The sequence below is a fragment of the Mycobacterium sp. UM_11 genome (assembly GCF_001414075.1).
Classification (GTDB): domain Bacteria; phylum Actinomycetota; class Actinomycetes; order Mycobacteriales; family Mycobacteriaceae; genus Mycobacterium.
On the sequence record NZ_LATC01000003.1, the window covers coordinates 97,594 to 115,448 of the forward strand.

At 68.5% G+C, this 17,855-nt stretch carries 18 protein-coding genes and 1 tRNA gene; 12 read left to right on the forward strand and 7 right to left on the reverse strand.

Annotated elements, in window-relative coordinates; translation table 11 throughout:
• Positions 1-33 precede the first annotated feature (33 nt).
• The 3 genes from WU80_RS01895 (at position 34) to WU80_RS01900 (ending at position 2,793) form a co-directional block, all read left to right on the forward strand.
• A complete protein-coding gene (locus WU80_RS01895) occupies positions 34-2,133 on the forward strand; it encodes an ATP-dependent DNA helicase UvrD2 (protein WP_197281002.1) in 2,100 nt (699 codons plus the stop codon).
• 97 nt (positions 2,134-2,230) lie between these two features.
• Entirely contained in the window at positions 2,231-2,389 is a 159-nt protein-coding gene (locus WU80_RS26035) for a hypothetical protein (RefSeq protein WP_197281000.1), read from the forward strand.
• A 140-nt stretch (positions 2,390-2,529) separates the two neighbouring features.
• Positions 2,530-2,793, forward strand: a complete 264-nt coding sequence (locus tag WU80_RS01900) for a WhiB family transcriptional regulator (protein WP_055398986.1) — start codon at positions 2,530-2,532, stop codon at positions 2,791-2,793.
• Here WU80_RS01900 and WU80_RS01905 read toward each other — a convergent pair.
• The 3 genes from WU80_RS01905 to WU80_RS01915 form a co-directional block, all read right to left on the reverse strand.
• A complete protein-coding gene (locus tag WU80_RS01905) occupies positions 2,790-4,133 on the reverse strand; it encodes an AarF/ABC1/UbiB kinase family protein (RefSeq protein WP_055398984.1) in 1,344 nt (447 codons plus the stop codon). The two genes, WU80_RS01900 and WU80_RS01905, sit on opposite strands and share 4 nt — an antisense overlap.
• An 80-nt stretch (positions 4,134-4,213) precedes the next feature.
• Positions 4,214-5,017 carry a cyclodehydratase gene (locus WU80_RS01910; RefSeq protein WP_197281015.1) on the reverse strand — a complete coding sequence of 268 codons (804 nt, stop codon included), beginning with the start codon at positions 5,015-5,017 and terminating at the stop codon, positions 4,214-4,216.
• Between the two features lie 78 nt (positions 5,018-5,095).
• Positions 5,096-6,466 carry a zinc-dependent metalloprotease gene (locus tag WU80_RS01915; protein WP_197280998.1) on the reverse strand — a complete coding sequence of 457 codons (1,371 nt, stop codon included), beginning with the start codon at positions 6,464-6,466 and terminating at the stop codon, positions 5,096-5,098.
• A gap of 77 nt (positions 6,467-6,543) precedes the next feature.
• Between WU80_RS01915 and WU80_RS01920 the strand changes: the two genes are divergently transcribed.
• Both WU80_RS01920 and WU80_RS01925 read left to right on the forward strand, forming a co-directional pair.
• Positions 6,544-7,566, forward strand: coding sequence for a PDZ domain-containing protein (locus WU80_RS01920; RefSeq protein WP_055398978.1), 1,023 nt, complete (start codon positions 6,544-6,546; stop codon positions 7,564-7,566).
• 74 nt (positions 7,567-7,640) lie between these two features.
• On the forward strand, positions 7,641-10,622 hold the full coding sequence (locus WU80_RS01925; protein WP_055398976.1) for a UPF0182 family protein: 2,982 nt from the start codon (positions 7,641-7,643) through the stop codon (positions 10,620-10,622).
• 3 nt (positions 10,623-10,625) lie between these two features.
• Here WU80_RS01925 and WU80_RS01930 read toward each other — a convergent pair whose 3' ends face one another.
• Complete coding sequence (locus WU80_RS01930; protein WP_055399145.1) at positions 10,626-11,570, reverse strand: GlxA family transcriptional regulator; 945 nt, start codon at positions 11,568-11,570, stop codon at positions 10,626-10,628.
• A 136-nt stretch (positions 11,571-11,706) separates the two neighbouring features.
• Here WU80_RS01930 and WU80_RS01935 point away from each other — a divergent pair, with 136 nt between their 5' ends.
• From WU80_RS01935 to WU80_RS01950, 4 genes are all read left to right on the forward strand, one after another.
• Entirely contained in the window at positions 11,707-12,357 is a 651-nt protein-coding gene (locus WU80_RS01935) for an HD domain-containing protein (RefSeq protein WP_055398973.1), read from the forward strand.
• Between the two features lie 19 nt (positions 12,358-12,376).
• Entirely contained in the window at positions 12,377-13,075 is a 699-nt protein-coding gene (locus WU80_RS01940) for a nitroreductase family protein (protein WP_055398971.1), read from the forward strand.
• 20 nt (positions 13,076-13,095) lie between these two features.
• Positions 13,096-13,632 carry a cupin domain-containing protein gene (locus WU80_RS01945; RefSeq protein WP_055398969.1) on the forward strand — a complete coding sequence of 179 codons (537 nt, stop codon included), beginning with the start codon at positions 13,096-13,098 and terminating at the stop codon, positions 13,630-13,632.
• A gap of 139 nt (positions 13,633-13,771) precedes the next feature.
• Positions 13,772-13,848 (forward strand) — tRNA-Met (locus WU80_RS01950).
• Between the two features lie 55 nt (positions 13,849-13,903).
• On the opposite strand, the gene WU80_RS01955 is transcribed toward WU80_RS01950, so the two are convergent.
• Together WU80_RS01955 and WU80_RS01960 are read right to left on the reverse strand one after the other, a co-directional pair.
• The gene (locus tag WU80_RS01955; RefSeq protein ID WP_082459680.1) at positions 13,904-15,136 is read right to left on the reverse strand and encodes a cytochrome P450; all 1,233 of its coding nucleotides are present in this window, start codon (positions 15,134-15,136) and stop codon (positions 13,904-13,906) included.
• Between the two features lie 74 nt (positions 15,137-15,210).
• Positions 15,211-15,501, reverse strand: a complete 291-nt coding sequence (locus WU80_RS01960) for a hypothetical protein (protein ID WP_055399143.1) — start codon at positions 15,499-15,501, stop codon at positions 15,211-15,213.
• Between the two features lie 158 nt (positions 15,502-15,659).
• Between WU80_RS01960 and WU80_RS01965 the strand changes: the two genes are divergently transcribed.
• Positions 15,660-16,217 carry a TetR/AcrR family transcriptional regulator gene (locus WU80_RS01965; protein ID WP_231633711.1) on the forward strand — a complete coding sequence of 186 codons (558 nt, stop codon included), beginning with the start codon at positions 15,660-15,662 and terminating at the stop codon, positions 16,215-16,217.
• A 191-nt stretch (positions 16,218-16,408) separates the two neighbouring features.
• Entirely contained in the window at positions 16,409-16,597 is a 189-nt protein-coding gene (locus WU80_RS01970; RefSeq protein WP_055398963.1) for an ANTAR domain-containing protein, read from the forward strand.
• Positions 16,598-16,616: 19 nt separating this feature from the next.
• On the opposite strand, the gene WU80_RS01975 is transcribed toward WU80_RS01970, so the two are convergent.
• Positions 16,617-17,105 carry a glutathione peroxidase gene (locus tag WU80_RS01975; protein WP_055399141.1) on the reverse strand — a complete coding sequence of 163 codons (489 nt, stop codon included), beginning with the start codon at positions 17,103-17,105 and terminating at the stop codon, positions 16,617-16,619.
• Positions 17,106-17,295: 190 nt separating this feature from the next.
• Between WU80_RS01975 and WU80_RS01980 the strand changes: the two genes are divergently transcribed.
• The coding region (locus WU80_RS01980; RefSeq protein WP_156349392.1) for an MCE family protein at positions 17,296-17,855 on the forward strand (560 nt) is incomplete at its 3' end.

Sequence of the window (17,855 nt, forward strand, 5' to 3'; positions counted from 1 at the left end):
GGTTTGTCGGCCACCGCTGCCAAGATGGACGCCATGCCGATGGTCGCGGACGCCCTGACCGCCGGGCTGGACGACGAGCAGCGCGACGCCGTGCTGGCTCCCCGCGGCCCGGTCTGCGTGCTCGCGGGCGCCGGCACGGGCAAGACTCGCACCATCACGCACCGGATCGCGCAGCTGGTGGCCAGCGGTCATGTGGCCGCCGGGCAGGTGCTCGCCGTCACCTTCACCCAGCGGGCCGCGGGGGAAATGCGGTCCCGGTTGCGGATGCTGGACGCGGCCGCGGACACGGACACCGGCGTCGCCGGGGTGCAGGCCCTGACGTTTCACGCGGCGGCGCACCGGCAACTGCGGTACTTCTGGCCGCGGGTGGTCGGTGACACCGGCTGGCAGCTGCTCGACACGAAGTTCGCCGTGGTGGCGCGGGCGGCCAGCCGCTGCCGGATCAATGCCAGCACCGACGATGTCCGCGACCTGGCGGGCGAGATCGAGTGGGCCAAAGCTTCGCTGATCAGCCCCGAGGAATACCCCGCCGCCGTGGCCGCGGCGGCGCGGGACATCCCGCTGGACGCCGCGCGGGTCGCGACGGTGTACGGCGCCTACGAAGCCCTGAAGGTGCGCGACGAATCGGTGACGCTGCTCGATTTCGACGACCTGCTGCTGCACACCGCGGCCGCCATCGAAAACGACGCCGCCGTGGCCGACGAATTCCGGGGCCGCTACCGCTGCTTCGTCGTCGACGAATACCAGGACGTCACGCCCCTGCAGCAGCGCGTGCTGACGGCGTGGCTGGGGGACCGGGACGACCTGACCGTCGTCGGCGACGCCAACCAGACCATCTACTCGTTCACCGGGGCCTCGCCGCGGTTCCTGCTCGACTTCTCCCGGCGGTATCCCGACGCCACCGTCGTGCGCCTCGAACGCGACTACCGCTCCACCCCGCAGGTGGTGTCGCTGGCCAACCAGGTGATCGCCGCGGCCCGCGGCCGGGTCGCCGGCAGCAAGCTGCACCTGTCGGGACAGCGCCCGCCCGGGCCGGCGCCGTCGTTCCACGAGCATCCCGACGAACCGGCCGAGGCCGCCGCCGTCGCCGCGTCGATCGGCCGGCTGATCGAAGCCGGCACCCCGCCGTCGGAGATCGCCGTGCTGTACCGCGTCAACGCGCAGTCCGAGGCCTACGAGGAGGCGCTGACCGAGGCGGGCATCCCGTATCAGGTCCGCGGCGGCGAGGGGTTCTTCACCCGCCAGGAGATCAAGCAGTCACTGCTGGCGCTGCAGCGCGCGGCCGAGCGCGGCGCCGACGGGCCGCTGCCCGAACTCGTGCGGGCGGTCCTGGAGCCGCTGGGGCTGACGGCGCAGCCGCCGGTCGGCACCCGCGCCCGCGAGCGCTGGGAGGCGCTGACCGCGCTGGCCGAGTTGGTCGACGACGAGGTGGCCCAGCGCCCGCAGCTTGACCTCCCGGGACTGCTGGCCGAACTGCGGTTGCGCGCCGACGCGCGGCATCCACCGGTGGTGCAGGGCGTCACGCTGGCCTCGCTGCACGCCGCCAAGGGGCTGGAATGGGACGCGGTGTTCCTGGTCGGGCTGGCCGACGGCACGCTGCCCATCTCGCACGCGTTGGCGCACGGCCCCGAAAGCGAGGCCGTCGAGGAGGAGCGCCGGCTGCTCTACGTCGGAATCACCAGGGCGCGAACGCATTTGGCGCTCAGCTGGGCGTTGGCCCGCAGCCCGGGCGGGCGGCAGGGCCGCAAGCCGTCGCGGTTCCTCAACGGCATCGCGCCGCAGGCGCGCGCCGACGCCGCGCCGAACCGGGCCCGGCGCAACCGGGGCGCCGCGGCGCGCTGCCGCATCTGCAACAAGGACCTGGCCACCGCCGCCGCGGTGATGCTGCGGCGCTGCGAAACCTGTGCCGCCGACGTCGACGAGGAGCTGCTGCTGCGGCTCAAGGCGTGGCGGCTCGACATCGCCAAGGAGCAGAAGGTGCCCGCGTACGTCGTGTTCACCGACAACACGCTCATCGCGATCGCCGAGTTGCGCCCCGACGACGAGGACGCGCTGATCGCGATCCCCGGCATCGGCGCCCGCAAGCTGGAGCAGTACGGGCCCGACGTGCTGGAGCTGGTGCGCGGGGGCTGAGCCGCAAACGCGCAGGTCAGAAAATCGGTTGTTCCGGACGTCGGCGACGGTTTACCCTCGAAGCTGCGTTCTGGCACGACGAAGGGAGGTGGCCACGATGATCAACGACGCGTTCGGTGTGGACGTGGCCGCCGCGGCGGCCGCGCTCAAGCATGCCGCCCACACCGCCGTGCCGGCGGCCGCGCTGAAGCATCGCGCCGCCGCCGCCGCGACGAACGCGTCCGTGGGACTCGAGGTCCACCGAATGGCCACCTGACAGCCCGGTTTTCACCGAACGGCCACGGACCCGAAGTCAAGGATCCGTGGCCACAGTTTTTTCGGGCTCCAGCACAAGCCCGCTACCTGGTCCGGATCACCGAAAGAGGAAGCCCCGACCAGGAAGCAGGTGAGCAGGACATGTCGGCACTGACAGTCCCCAGACAACCGGTGTTGCCGTGCCACGCCGGCGATCCCGACCTCTGGTTTGCCGAGACCCCGGCCGACCTCGAGCGCGCCAAGGCGCTCTGCGCGGGCTGCCCGATCCGGCGCCAGTGCCTGGCGTCGGCGCTGGAGCGGGCCGAGCCCTGGGGGGTGTGGGGCGGCGAGATCCTCGACCGCGGCGCGATCCTGAACTTCAAGCGACCGCGCGGACGTCCCCGCAAAGACGGGGTCGCCGCCTAGATGACGGCGCTGTCGGGCTCGGCGAAGCCGGGAATCAGCTCCTCGGACAGGGCCTTGATCGGCACCCGCGCGTCCAGCTGACACAGGATCGCGGCCACGGACGCGATGACACGCATCGGGATGGCCAGCTTGGGCGGCAGGTCCATCTGCCGGGCCGTCTTGATCTGGGACACCGAACGGTCGATCTGGCCGACGGTCATGCGCTGCAACCACTTACGCGTGTAGTGGAAGACGTCGACCTCGATGGGCTCGACGTACTGGCGCAGCATTTCGTCGATGTCGCGCACCGACACCTGCTGACCCTTCTGGATGAAGCCCACCTTCTCCATCGTGGGCAGCAGCAAGTCGTAGTTCTTGTCGCGGGCCAGCCGGATCGTCATCCCGAGCTCGACGGGGTAGCCACCGGGCAGCGGTGCGACGGCGCCGAAGTCGATGACGCCCATCCGGCCGTCGGGGAGCAGCATGAAGTTCCCCGGGTGGGCGTCGCCGTGCAGCATCCCCAGCCGCCGGGGCGCGTCAAAGGTCAGCTCGAGCAACCGGGTGCCGATCAGGTCGCGCTGCTCGCGGGTGCCGTCGCGGATGATCTGCGCCAGCGGCAGCCCTTCGATCCACTCCTGGACCACGACCTTGGGCGCGCTGGCGACGACGTGCGGTATCGCGAAGTGCGGGTGGCCCTCGTAGGCCTTGGCGAAGGCGCGCTGGTTGTCGGCCTCCAGGCGGTAGTCGAGCTCCATCTCGGTGCGCTCGACCAGCTCGTCGACGATGCCCTGGACGTCGGCGCCGGGGGCGAGCTGTTTGACCACGCCGACCATCCGCTGCATGGTCTTCAGGTCGGCGCGCAGCGCCTCGTCGGCGCCCGGGTATTGGATCTTGACCGCCACCGGGCGCCCGTCGGCCCACACCGCCTTGTGCACCTGGCCGATGCTGGCCGAGGCGATGGGCTTGTCGTCGAACGAGCTGAACCGCTCCCGCCACTTGGTGCCGAGCTGGGCGTCGAGCACCCGGTGCACCTTGTTGGCCGGCAGCGGCGGGGCGTCCTTTTGCAGCTTGGTCAGCGCCTCGCGGTAGGGCTCGCCGTACTCGTCCGGGATGGCGGCCTCCATCACCGACAGGGCCTGGCCCACCTTCATCGCTCCGCCCTTGAGCTCGCCCAGGACGGTGAACAGCTGGTTGGCGGCTTTCTCCATCAGCTCGGCCTGGACCTCGTCTCGCGATTTGCCGGTCAGCCGTTTCCCGAACCCCAGCGCCGCCCGGCCGGCGAAGCCGACGGGGATGCTGGCCAGCTTCGCGTTCCGCGCCGCACGGCCGCGTTTGATGTCTGCCACGTATCCATCATCCATGACGCTTCGGCCGACTCGCGCTTGATCTTCGCAACACCGCTCGCCGGCGCGGCTGGGCTCGGCGCGGCTAGCGCCCCACGTCAACACGAGCACAGCGGGTGCCGGGTCCACTGCCGCGCCACGATGGCACCTGCGTTGAGATCGAATTCCAGGGTGGCGTTGAGGGTTTGGGGCGGCACCGCGTCCTGTTTGCGCACGGCGGCGATCACCCGATTGACCTGGCTGAGTGCCAGCGCGGCCGTCCCCAGCAGCGTGGCCCGGTCGGCGACGCCGACGGTTTCCCGCAGCTGCGCCGAGATGGCCGGCCACGCCGCGTCCCGGTCACGACGATGCAGGTCGGCACAGCCCAGACAGCTGGTCGTGCCGGGGATGACGAGGGGGCCGACCAGCCCGACGCCGTCGCGGACGCGCACCGGCAGGTGGGGGACACCCTGGGTGTGCAGGTCGCGGACCATGCGCGGATCGGCGATCAGGTAGTCCGACAGCACCACCAGGTCGACGGCGGCGCCGGACACGGCGGCGTGCGGTTGGCTGCTGTGCGCGATGCGGGCGCCCGAGCGGCGCAACGCCCCGACGAGCAGCTCCGAAAGCGGCCCGCGGCCGTGGATCCGGACGGACGGCGCCCGACCCCGCGACGTCGCGCATTGGGTGGCGACCCCCGCGCCGACCAGCTGCGTGACCAGGCCCGTCAGCCCCTCGGCGTCCCGCAAGCCGCGGTCGGCGGCCCGCCGCTGCAGCTCGGGCAGGGGTGTCGGGGACCGCATGGACCGCAGCAGCGCGGCCAACTCCGCCGCGGCCAGGCCGCCCGGCGGGCGCACCAGCACGGCCCGGCGGGGATCCCAGCCGACCTGCACGGCCCCATCGGGCCGCAGCAGCACCGGCATCGCCGGGTCCAGCGCGTAGGTGGAGAGGGTGGCCGCGGACACCGGTGCACTCTGGCACGCGGGCGGTGACCGCCCCGATCAGTTATCCACAGGACCCGCTCCGGGGTCCTCCTCGAGTTTGGCGATCGCCTCGTCGATCCCGCTGGTGTCGCCGCCGATCACCCGGTCGATGAAGCCGGCCGGCTCGTCGAGGTCCTCTGCGGCGGGCAGCAGATCGGGGTGTTGCCAGATGGCGTCGCGGGCGTCCACGCCGGCGGCCTCGGTGAGGCGCTCCCACAGCGCGGCCGCTTCGCGCATCTTGCGGGGCCGCAGCTCCAGGCCCACCAGCGTCGCGAACGTCTGCTCGGCCGGGCCGCCGGTGGCGCGGCGGCGGCGCAGCGTCTCGCTCAGCGCGGCCGCGCCCGGGATCCGGTCGCCCAGGGCCGCGGTCACCACCACCTGCACCCAGCCCTCGATCAACGCGAGCAGCGTCTCGAGGCGCTCCAGCGCCTGCGTCTGTGCCGGCGTGGCCTTGGGCTCGAAAACTCCTTGGCCCAAAAGGTTTTCGATCGCCGCCGGGTCCGACAGCGTCGCCGGGTTGAAATCGCGGGCCAGCTCCTCGATCCCGCTCATGTCGATCTGCATGCCCATCGCGTAGGCCTCCACCGCGCCCAACAGCTGGCTCGACAGCCACGGCACGTGACTGAACAGCCGGTGGTGGGCGGCCTCGCGGGCCGCCAGGAACGTCAAGATCTCGCTGCGGGGCTGCTCGAGGCCGGCGGCGAACGACTCCACGGCGTCGGGCAGGATGGCGGCAATTCCCTTGGGCCCCAACGGAAGACCGATGTCCGTCGACGTCAGCACCTCGCGGGACAACCGGCCGAGCGCCTGGCCCAGCTGGGAGCCGAAGGCCATCCCGCCCATCTGCGACATCATCGCCATCAGCGGTCCGGCCATGCTCTTGGCCTCCTCGGGCAACGACGACGCCCACACCGTCGAAATCTGTTGGGCCATCGGGTCACACAGCCGCTTCCAGGTCTGCAGGCTGTTGTCGACCCAGTCGGCCGGGGTCCATCCCACCGCCTTGCTGGTGCCGGCGGGCAGCGCCGTGGCGCCGTCCAGCCAGGTCTCGGCGAGGTGGACCGCGTCGGCGATCGCCGAGTTCGTCGTCGACGGGATCGGCGCGACGAAGCCGATCGAGTTCGTGGCCACCCGGCGGGCCAGCTCGTAGTTGACGGGCCCCGAGGATTGGCCGCCGCCCATTCCCGCGCCCGCGCTGGAGAACATCTGACCCAGCTGGGTGAAGATCTGTCCCAGGTCGCCCATGCCGAACTCGCCGCCCATGCCGAATGCGCCGAGCGGATCGGAGCCGCCAGAGCCCGAATTGGGATCTTTCTTCCCGGGTTTGTCGGGGTCTTCCCCGGAGGAGAAGCCGAAAGGCAGGTCAGCCATACCGTCAACGGTACTCACCGCAATAACGGGACGGGCGCTCTCGGGTCAGCTTGTGGCTGAATCGGGCGCAGCGGGCTCCGTCTAGTCTGATCGGCGTGAACAGGCGGATTCTGACCTTGATGGTCGCGCTGGTGCCGATCCTGGTCTTCGGCGTGTTGCTGGCGGTGGTGACCGTGCCGTTCGTGTCGCTGGGCCCCGGGCCCACCTTCGACACGCTCGGCGAGGTCGACGGCAAACAGGTGGTGGCGATCGAGGGCACCGCGACGCATCCGACCACCGGGCACCTCAACATGACCACGGTGTCCCAGCGGGACGAGCTGACGCTGGGCGAGGCGCTGACGCTGTGGCTTTCGGGGCAGGAACAGCTGGTACCGCGCGACCTGATCTATCCGCCCGGCAAGTCGCGTGACGAGGTCGACAAGGCCAACAACGCCGACTTCAAGGAGTCCGAGGACAGCGCCGCGTACGCCGCCCTGGGCTACCTGAAGTACCCGGCCGCGGTCACGGTCGCCAAGGTCACCGACCCGGGCCCCTCGGCGGGCAAGCTGAAGGACGGCGACGCCATCGACGCGGTCAACGGCACCCCGGTCGCCGACGTCGACCAGTTCACCGGATTGCTGAAAACCACCAAACCCGGCCAGACGGTGACCATCGACTACCGCCGCAAGAACGAGCCGGCCGGCGTCGCGCAAATTACGCTGGGCGCGAACAAGGATCGCGACTACGGCTTCCTCGGCGTCGCCGTGCTCACCGCGCCCTGGGCGCCGTTCGTCGTGGACTTCAACCTCGCCAACGTGGGCGGCCCGTCCGCCGGCCTGATGTTCAGCCTGGCGGTGGTCGACAAGCTCACCACCGGGGACCTGACCGGGTCGAAGTTCATCGCCGGGACCGGCACCATTTCCGCCGATGGGAAGGTGGGCCAGATCGGCGGCATCACGCACAAGATGGTCGCCGCGCACGCGGCGGGGGCGACCATCTTCCTGGTACCGGCCAAGAACTGCTACGAGGCGAACTCGGACAACCCGTCCGGGATGCGCCTGGTGAAGGTGGAGACGCTCGGCCAGGCGGTCGACGCGCTGCATGCGATCACGTCGGGGGGCCAGCCGCCGAGCTGCTGAAGCGTGGCCGGGATCGCACGTCGCCCGGTGCGTAGAGTTGTCACCGTCGATCAATCGAGCAGGGAGCGTAGCCAGTGGGGATGCGGCCCACCGCACGGATGCCGAAGCTGACTCGGCGTAGCCGGATTCTGATCCTGATCGCGCTGGGTGTGATCGCTTTGCTGCTGGCCGGTCCGCGGCTGATCGACGCGTACGTGGACTGGCTGTGGTTCGGCGAGCTCGGCTACCGCTCGGTTTTCACCACCGTGCTGGTCACCCGGTTCGTGGTCTTTTTGGTGGCCGGTCTGCTGGTGGGCGGCATCGTGTTCGCCGGTCTCGCGGTGGCCTACCGCACCCGCCCGGTCTTCGTGCCGAGCAACGACAACGATCCGGTCGCCCGGTACCGCACCGTCGTGCTGTCCCGGCTGCGGCTGGTGGCCATCGGGGTGCCGGTCGCGATCGGCCTGCTGGCCGGCATCATCGCGCAAAGCTACTGGGTGCGCATCCAGCTGTTCATGCACGGCGGCGACTTCGGCATCCGCGATCCGCAGTTCGGCAAGGACCTCGGCTTCTACGCGTTCGAGCTGCCGTTCTACCGGCTGCTGCTCAGCTACCTGTTCGTGGCGGTGTTCCTGGCGTTTTTGGCCAACCTGTTGGCGCACTACATCTTTGGCGGCATCCGGCTGTCCGGGCGCACCGGCGCGCTGAGCCGCTCCGCGCGGATCCAGCTGGTGACCGTGGTGGGGGTGCTGGTGCTGCTCAAGGCGCTCGCGTACTGGCTGGATCGCTACGAGTTGCTGTCCCACACCCGCGGCGGAAAGCCGTTCACCGGCGCCGGGTACACCGACATCAACGCGGTGCTGCCGGCCAAGCTGATCCTGATGGCGATCGCGATTATCTGTGCGGCCGCGGTGTTCTCCGCTATCGTGCTGCGCGACTTGCGGATTCCGGCCATCGGCCTGGTGCTGCTGCTGCTGTCGTCGTTGATCGTGGGCGCGGGATGGCCGCTGATCGTCGAGCAGATCAGCGTCAAACCCAATGCCGCGCAGAAGGAAAGCGAATACATCGGCCGCAGCATCACCGCGACGCGGCAGGCGTACGGCCTGACGTCGGACGTGGTCACCTATCGCACCTACGCCGGCGACACGCAGGCCACCGCGCAGCAGGTGGCCGACGACCGGGCCACCACCTCCAACATCCGGCTGCTCGACCCGACCATCGTCAGCCCGGCGTTCACCCAGTTCCAGCAGGGCAAGAACTTCTACTACTTCCCCGACCAGCTGTCCATCGACCGGTACCTGGACCGCAACGGCTCGCTGCGCGACTACGTCGTCGCGGCCCGCGAACTCAACCCCGACCGGCTGATCGAAAACCAGCGGGACTGGATCAACCGGCACAGCGTCTACACGCACGGCAACGGGTTCATCGCGTCGCCGGCCAACACGGTGCGCGGCGTCGCCAACGACCCCAACCAGAACGGTGGCTATCCCGAATTTTTGGTCAACGTCGTCGGCGCCAACGGCAACGTGGTGTCCGACGGCCCGGCGCCGCTGGAGCAGCCGCGCATCTACTACGGGCCGGTGATCTCCAGCACGTCCGCCGACTACGCGATCGTCGGGCGCAACGGCGCCGACCGCGAATACGACTACGAGACCAGCTCCGACACCAAGAACTACACCTATACCGGCCTCGGCGGAGTGCCGGTCGGGGACTGGTTGTCCCGCAGCGTGTTCGCCGCCAAGTTCGCCGAGCGAAACTTCCTGTTCTCCAACGTGATCGGCTCCAACAGCCGCATCCTGTTCAACCGCGACCCGGCCCGGCGGGTGGAGGCGGTGGCGCCGTGGCTGACCACCGACAGCTCCGTGTACCCCGCGATCGTCAACAAGCGGCTGGTGTGGATCATCGACGGCTACACCACCCTGGACAACTACCCCTACTCCGAGCTGACCTCCCTGGAATCGGCCACCGCCGACTCCAACGAGGTGGCGTTCAACAAGCTGGCCCCCGACAAGCAGGTCTCCTACATCCGCAACTCGGTCAAGGCCACGGTGGACGCCTACGACGGCACCGTCACGCTGTACCAGCAGGATGAGCAGGACCCGGTGCTCAAGGCGTGGATGCAGGTCTTCCCCGGCACGGTCAAGCCGAAGAGCGACATCACCCCCGAACTCGCCGAGCACCTGCGCTACCCCGAAGACCTGTTCAAGGTGCAGCGGATGCTGCTGGCCAAGTATCACGTCAACGATCCGGTGACGTTCTTCTCCACGTCGGACTTCTGGGACGTTCCGCTGGACCCGAACCCGACGGCCAGCAGCTATCAGCCGCCCTATTACATCGTCGCGAAAAACATTGCCAAGAACGATAATTCGTCGTCATATCAGCTAACGAGCGCGATGAACCGGTTCAAGCGTGACTACCTGGCCGCCTACATCAGCGCCAGCTCGGACCCCGCGACGTACGGGCGGATCACCGTGCTGACCATCCCCGGCCAGGTCAACGGGCCCAAGCTGGCCAATAACGCCATCACCACCGACCCGGCGGTTTCCCAGGACCTCGGCGTGATCGGGCGCGACAACCAGAACCGGATCCGGTGGGGCAACCTGCTCACCCTGCCGGTGGGCCAGGGCGGCCTGCTGTACGTCGAACCCGTCTACGCCTCGCCGGGGGCCAGCGACGCCGCTTCGTCGTACCCGCGGCTGATCCGCGTCGCGATGATGTACAACGACAAGATCGGCTACGGGCCTACCGTGCGCGACGCCCTGACCGGCCTGTTCGGTCCCGGTGCGGGCGCGGCCGCGACGGGTATCCAACCCACCGACGCCGGCAACCCCCAGGCGCCCCCACCGGTGACTCCGCCCGTGCCTGCCAGCCCTCCCGGATCGCCGCCGCCGACGGCGGTTCCGCCGGTGCCGGACGGATCGGTCACCCTGTCCCCGGCCAAATCGGCTGCCCTGCAGGAGATTCAGGCCGCGCTCGGCGCGGCCAAGGACGCCCAGAAGAAGGGCGACTTCGCCGGCTACGGCGCCGCGCTGCAGCGGTTGGACGACGCGATCACCAAGTACAACAACACCAAGTAGTTTTCACGCGAATGCCGTTCGGAATCGTTCCCGATAGGCCTTGGGGCTGATGCCCAGGTGGTTGACGAACACCCGCCGCAAGGTCTCGATGCTGCCGAAGCCGGCCATGTCCGCGGTCTCGCTGACGGACCGGCCGGATTCCAATGCGCCACGGGCGAAGTCGATTCGAACGAGCTCGACGTAGCGGGCCGGGGTCATGCCCAGCTCGGATTGGAAGAGCCGGGTCAGCTGGCGGGTGCTCAATGACGCCCGGGCCGCAAGGGATTTCACGCTGTGGTTCGCGGCCGGGTCGGCCGCGACCGCGTCGATGACCGCGCGCAGCGGCGACTGCGGCGGCGGATCGGCCTCCACCAACACCGAGAACTGTGATTGGCCCCCAGCGCGTTTGAGGTAGACCACCAGCCACCGGGCCACGTTGCGGACCAGTTCGGTCCCGTAATCCATTTCGACCAGCGCCAGCGCCAGGTCGATGCCGGACGAGATCCCGGCCGAGGTGAACACGTCGCCGTCGCGGACGAAGATCGCGTCGGGATCGACGGTGACATCTCGAAAGGCCCGGGCCAACAGCCGGGTCTCGTTCCAGTGCGTGGTGGCGCGCCGGCCGCTGAGCAGGCCGGCCTGCGCGAGGATGAACGACCCAGTGCAAATGGATGCCGTCCGCCGGGATCGCGTCGCTATCGACCTGACGGCCTCGACGAGCGCGGGATCCACTGGCCGCCGGGGCAGGTGGTCGCTGCCGGCCACCAGAACGGTATCCGCGGATTCGATCGACGAAATCCGGTCGGTGACACCCAGCCGACTGCCGATCGACGTGGTGACATCCCGGCCGTCCACCGACGCGATCTTGAGCCGGTAGTCGGCTCCGAACCGGTTCGCTTCGACGAACACCTCGCCGGTCCCGGCGACGTCCAACAGCGTCACGTCGTCGAAGACGACGATCACCACCACCCGCGAACGCGCTCCGGTTTCGCCCACTAGGACATTGTGTCGCTTTCTGTGGAGAGGACGGCTCGAACGCCCACGCTCGGCCGGCGCGTGCGGCCGCAGACTGAGTGCACGGTCACCGGAAGAAGGAGACGAGAACATGACCACCAGCTCCATCGAAAGCATCGGCGGCATCCGCATCCCCGACTCGGCGCTGGTGCGCGAGGCCACCGAGTTCATTCGCGACGCCGAGGACGACCTGCTGTTCCACCACTCGCGCCGGGTGTTCCTCTTCGGCGCGCTGCAGGGCAGGCGCCGTGGGCTGCAGCCCGACCTGGAGCTGCTCTACGTCGGCGCGATGTTCCACGACCTCGGGCTCACCGAGCGCTACCGCACCTCGACCGTCCGCTTCGAGGTCGACGGCGCCGACGCGGCCCGCGACTTTCTGACCGCGCGCGGCGTCGACAAGGCCGACGCCGACAAGGTGTGGCTCGGCATCGCCCTGCACACCACCCCGGGGGTGCCCGAGTTCATGGCGCCGGAGGTCGCCCTGCTGCAAGCCGGGGTCGAGGTCGACGTGGTCGGCATCGGCCGCGACGACGTGGGCCCCGAGGCCCTCGCCGCGGTGACCGCCGCCCATCCGCGCCCGCAGTTCAAGCGGCGCATCCTGGCGGCGTTCAACGACGGCATGAAGCACCGCCCGCACACCACGGCCGGCACCATGAACGCCGACGTGCTGGCGCACTTCGATCCCACCTTCGAGCGTGTCGACTTCGTCGACAAGATCCTCAACAACAGCTGGCCCGAATAACCGGAGAGGAGCGAAAGAAATGGACATTCACGAGGCGCTCTACACCACCAGGATGATGCGCCGGCTGCGGCCGGACCCGATCCCGCTGGAAACCCAGGCCCGCATCCTCGACGCGGCCGTGCGCGCCCCGAACGGGGGCAACACCCAGCGGTGGCACTTCGTGGCCGTCGACGACCGCGAACTCATCGGCAAGTTCGCCGACCTGTTCCGGCGGGCCCGCGCCATCGAGTACGAGAAGTTCAGCGCGGGAGCGGGACCCATGGTGGCGACGGCCCCCGGTGCCGATCCGGCGCAGCACGCGGAAACGATGCGCCGGATGCAGGGTTCGGGGAATTACCTGGCCGACCATTTCGACGAGATCCCGCTGTTGCTCTTCGTCTACGCCATCGACGACCTGGGCGGCGCCAACATCTACCCGGCGATCTGGAGCGCGCTGCTCGCCGCCCGCGCCGAGGGCGTCGGCGGTGTGATGACGATGGTGCTCCGCAATTTCACCGACGAGGTCAACGAGTTGCTGGGCGTGCCCGCCGAGCAGGGCTGGAAGATGTCGGCCATGCTGACCCTCGGCTACCCGCGGGGCAAGTGGGGCGTGGCGGCCAATCGGCGCCCCGTGCACGAGGTTTCGTCCCGCAACGGCTGGGGCAAGCCATTCGGAGTCGAGGTGCCGCAGCCGCTGTGGCCGCCGCACGAAGTGGCGGACCTGGCCGCGGCGGGATGACGGGCCCAGGAGTGAGTCACATGACCGAGCGCAACGAAATCGGCGTCACCGTGGTGCAGCCCGGGGAGGGCGAGTACGTCGCCCTCCCCGGTTTCGGGGCGGTGTTCAAGCTGACCAGCAAGACAAACGGCGGCGAGGTGTCCATCGTCGAGCACCCGTTCGCCGTCGGTCTCCTCACCGCGGCGCACCGGCACACCCGCGAGGACGAGCACTCGATCGTGCTGGCGGGCGAGATCGGCTTCCGCTCCGACGACAGCGAGGTGGTGCTGGGTCCCGGCGGCTACATCACCAAGCCGCGCGGGCAGATGCACGCGATGTGGAACGCGGGCAGCGAGCCGGGCCGCATCATCGAGGTGATCACCCCGGGCGGATTCGAAAACTATTTCCGCGAGCTCGGGGAGTTGCTCGTCGAGCACGCCGACGACCCGGTCGGCAAGGTCCTGCACGAGTTGCCGGAGTTCGGCGAACTCGCCGACAAGTACGGCCTGACGTACGGGTCGCCCGACTGGATGGACGACATCGCCCGGCGCTACGGGCTGAACCCGCCGTCACACTGAACTGCGGGTCGCCGAGATTGCCGTCACGGCTGTGGTCGGCCGCCGACCCACGACCATGGCGGCAATCTCGGCGCGCGAACCCCGCTGAGCCCGCGATTTGGTCGCCGTGACGCCGGTTCGGTAACCTGGCATTCACCAACGCGGGGTGGAGCAGCTCGGTAGCTCGCTGGGCTCATAACCCAGAGGTCGCAGGTTCGAATCCTGTCCCCGCTACCAAGTGAAACGGCCCCCGGAGGATGCTCCGGGGGCCGTCTTCGTGCGCAACAAAACCTCAGGCGGGGTCCAGGCGGATCGGCAGCCGAGTCGGTCCGCGTAGCGAGCTGTGACGCGACCACTGCGTCGGACCCGCTGGAGTGATTCGGGCGACGCGGGTGACGAGGTGACGCAGTACCGCCTGGGCTTCCATGCGCGCCAGCGGTGCGCCCAGGCACATGTGTGCGCCGTAGCCAAAGGCGACGTGCGTGCGCGGGTCACGGTCGGCGCGATACTCATCGGGTTCGTCGAACGCGGTGGGGTCACGGTTGGCCGCTCCGAACGACAGCAGGATGCGTGAACCGTTGGGAATGGTGACATCACCGATCCGATAGTCGGCGCGGGTGTAGCGGTAGAGATTCTGGATGGGGCTTGTGAAGCGAAGCTGTTCCTCGACGGCCAGCGGAATGAGATCGGGTTGGCTGCGGATCAATTCGTACTGGTCGGGGTGATGGGCCAGCGTGTCGAACATGCCGCCAAGCAGATTGGTCGTCGTCTCATTACCGGCGATGAGTAGATGGATCGCGATGAGCAGTAGCTGGCGGTCGGTGAGGCTGCCGTCGGTGTTGTGCTCGATGAGCCGGCCGAGCACGGTGTCGGACCCCTTGAGCCCGCCCGCGGCGAATTGCTTTGCGAAATACCGCAGTAACGCCGCCATCGCCGACATCGACTTCGTCGCGTCGACGACGCCCGAGAGGGTGGGCGTCAGCTCCATGACACCCACGGCGCGTTGCGACCACCGTCGAAAATCGCGGATGTCGGAGTCGGGCACCCCGAGGATCTGGGCGATCAGGCGTATCGGCATCGGTATCGCCAAGCGCTGTACGACGTCGCAGCCGGGGTCGCTCATCACGTCGGTGACAAGGTCGATGGCCAGCGTCTCGGTCATCTCCTGCCAGGACTTCATCGCGCCCTTGCTGAATCCCGGCTGGACTTGCTTGCGCAGCCGGGTGTGTTCCTCACCGTCGGTGAGCACCGCCAACGGAGCGGACATGCGCAGGCGCGTGACCCCTTGGGTGCTCGTGACCCGGTCGGTGTCGCGCAACGCGGCCCGCACGTCGCCAAGGCGGCTGACGATGAAGGTGGCGCGCCGGGGGTTGTAATGGACGCGGCCGGTTCGGTGCAGGGCGCGGTACGCGTCGAACGGGTTCGCGGCGGTGGCCTGGTCCTGCGGGTCGTAGTCGGTGTTGACCGCACCAATCCACCCGTCGTGTCCGCGGTGGCGGGTGCGGACGGCGGCCGAAACGTTCATCCGCACGGTGCTAACGACCGGTCTGAGGGCATCGGTCGCCTGGCGGGCGGCTTCGCTGATAGGCACCTCGGCTCCTAACCGGATCGCTGGCCGCGCCGCGTGCGAAGTTGGGTCCGAAGGATGCTGATCGTCAGATACGTGAGGTAGCAAGCGGATACGACGGTGGATGGTCGACGCGTGCGCGCGCGCAGCAGCAAGACCCCGATCGTTGTTTCGATCGCGCCGTGGAGGTGGGTGAACTCGCGAGCGTGGCCGGGGAAACCGAGGCGATTGAAGGGGTCGAAGATCCGCGGAACGAGGAAGTGCGCCAGCCCGATCAGGATGGTTATCAGGCCGAGCGCGCTACGCGTGTCGATGTCCGCCATCGCGGTGTCGTTCTCCTTCGGTACGGCCACATTTACGAGAAAATTATTCTCGTAAATGGTGCCACATCGGCGCGCCGTTGCCTAGGCGCGGCGACGCAGCAGTGCTCTAGGTTCACCGTGTGAGCCAATCCCGGCGGGGACGACCGCGGAGCGCGGCCGTGCACGAGGCGATCCTGGATGCCACCCGCTCGCTCCTCGTCGAAGCCGGCTACAGGGGTGTCTCGATGGACAAGGTCGCCGCGATCGCGGGCGTGGCCGTCCAATCTGTGTATCGACGTTGGCCGTCGAAAGCCCCCCTGGTAACCGAGGCGGTTATGCGGGCTTACGACCAGACCGACTTCACGCTTCCCGATACGGGAGACACGGTCGAGGACTTGAGAACGTGGATGCGCGCCTACGCCGAGGTTGGTTCGACTGCCGAGAACGTCGCACTCGTGCGCTCTCTTGCGGCAGCCGCTGCCGAAGACCTGAGCGACCGCGACACCCTGTATCGGCAACTCACCAGCCGTTTCCACGATGCCGTGTCGGACCGGTTACGCGTCGGGATTTCGAAGGGCCAGATACGGCGGGACGCCGACGTCGAAGCCGCCGCCGACGCGCTGATCGGGGCCACGCTCTACCGCACGCTCAGCGTTACTGCATCGGCGGAGGAAACGACCGAACGCTACTACGGACTGATAGACACGGTGATGCGCGGCATCTCGACAGGTAAGTGAGCGAACGCGACGCGGGCCGTTTTCATGCCGCCGAAAGGCGGATTCGCGAAAGACCGCACCTGCCGTATTGCCGGTGGGCCGGTGACGAACCCGTTGACCGACAAAAAGGCAGATTTCGTTGTTTGACGTACGTCTAACGGGGGAACTTTGAGCTAGCCGACTTCGTAGCGTTAAGAATCCGAGGGACAGGTATGGGCGACATCATCGACCGGGCCGAAATGGTGCTGAGGCGGCGATACGAGCTCGCTGCCAGCGAGGCTCATGCGCTACTGATCAGGGTGTCCGAGCAGCAATGCCGCTCAATCGATTCGGTCGCCCATACGGTGATCGAACGATTGGCGCCTGTCGTCGCCGCCGAAACCGGCGCGTCCGGGCCGTGAGCACCGGCCGTATTCACGCCTACCGGGGCAGCACGGCCTCGATGGCGCTGATGACCTCGGGGGCGTCGGGCTCGGTGCGCGGCCGGAAGCGCTGGACCACCTCACCGCCGGGGGAGATGAGGAACTTCTCGAAGTTCCACTGAATGTCGCCCGCCTGCCCGGCGGAATCGGCGGCCTTCGTCAGCTCGGCATACAGCGGGTGGCGGTCATCGCCGTTCACGTCGGTCTTCGCCAGCAGCGGAAACGTCACCCCGTACGTCGTCGAACAGAACTCCCGAATCTCCTCGGCCGTGCCCGGTTCCTGCCCCATGAACTGGTTGCAGGGCACGCCGACGACGGTCAGGCCGCGATCGCGATAGTCCTCGGCGAGCTTTTCCAGCGCCGTGTACTGCGGCGTCAGGCCGCACTTGGAGGCCACGTTGACCACCAGCGTCGCACCGTCGGACAGTTCGCCCAGCGTGGTCGGCCGGCCGTCGAGGGTGGTCAGGGAGATGTCTTTGACAGTCACGCCGATGACGCTAACGCACTGCGCCGCCGCCAATTCTGCGAACGCCGGTTCGCACGACGCCGACCGCCCAAGGTACATTTTGTGGGCTTCGTTATTGCATGTGTGTGCAGAGCCCCCCGGAGGGGAAAGTCCGCCGCAGCACTGGGATGCGGCCCAGAGGTGAGGGGCGCTGTTGACGACGTCTTCCCCGGTGCAGGTCAACTCCCAGCGACTGCCGCCGTACCGGTGGATCGCCGTTGCCGTGCTGCTGATTTTGGCGATCATCTTCACCCTGGTTTACGTGCAATTCCGCGGCGGCTTCACCGCGAAGACGAAGTTGACCATGCTGGCGTCGCGGGCGGGCCTGGTGATGGATCCGGGCTCGAAGGTCACCTACAACGGCGTGGAGATCGGCCGGGTGGGTGACATCTCCGAGACCGTGCGTGACGGCAAGCCCGCCGCGAAATTCACGTTGGAGGTGTATCCCCGGTACCTCAATCTGATCCCGTCGAACGTGAACGCCGACATCAAGGCGACCACGGTGTTCGGCGGCAAGTACGTGTCGCTGACCGCCCCCGACCACCCGTCGCCGCAAAAGCTCAACTCGCACACCGTGATCGATGCGCGGTCGGTGACCACCGAGATCAACACGCTGTTCCAGACCATCGTGTCGATCAACGAAAAGGTGGACCCGGTCAAGCTGAACCTGACGCTGAGCGCGGCCGCCCAGGCGCTGACCGGGCTGGGCGACAGGTTCGGCCAGTCGGTGGT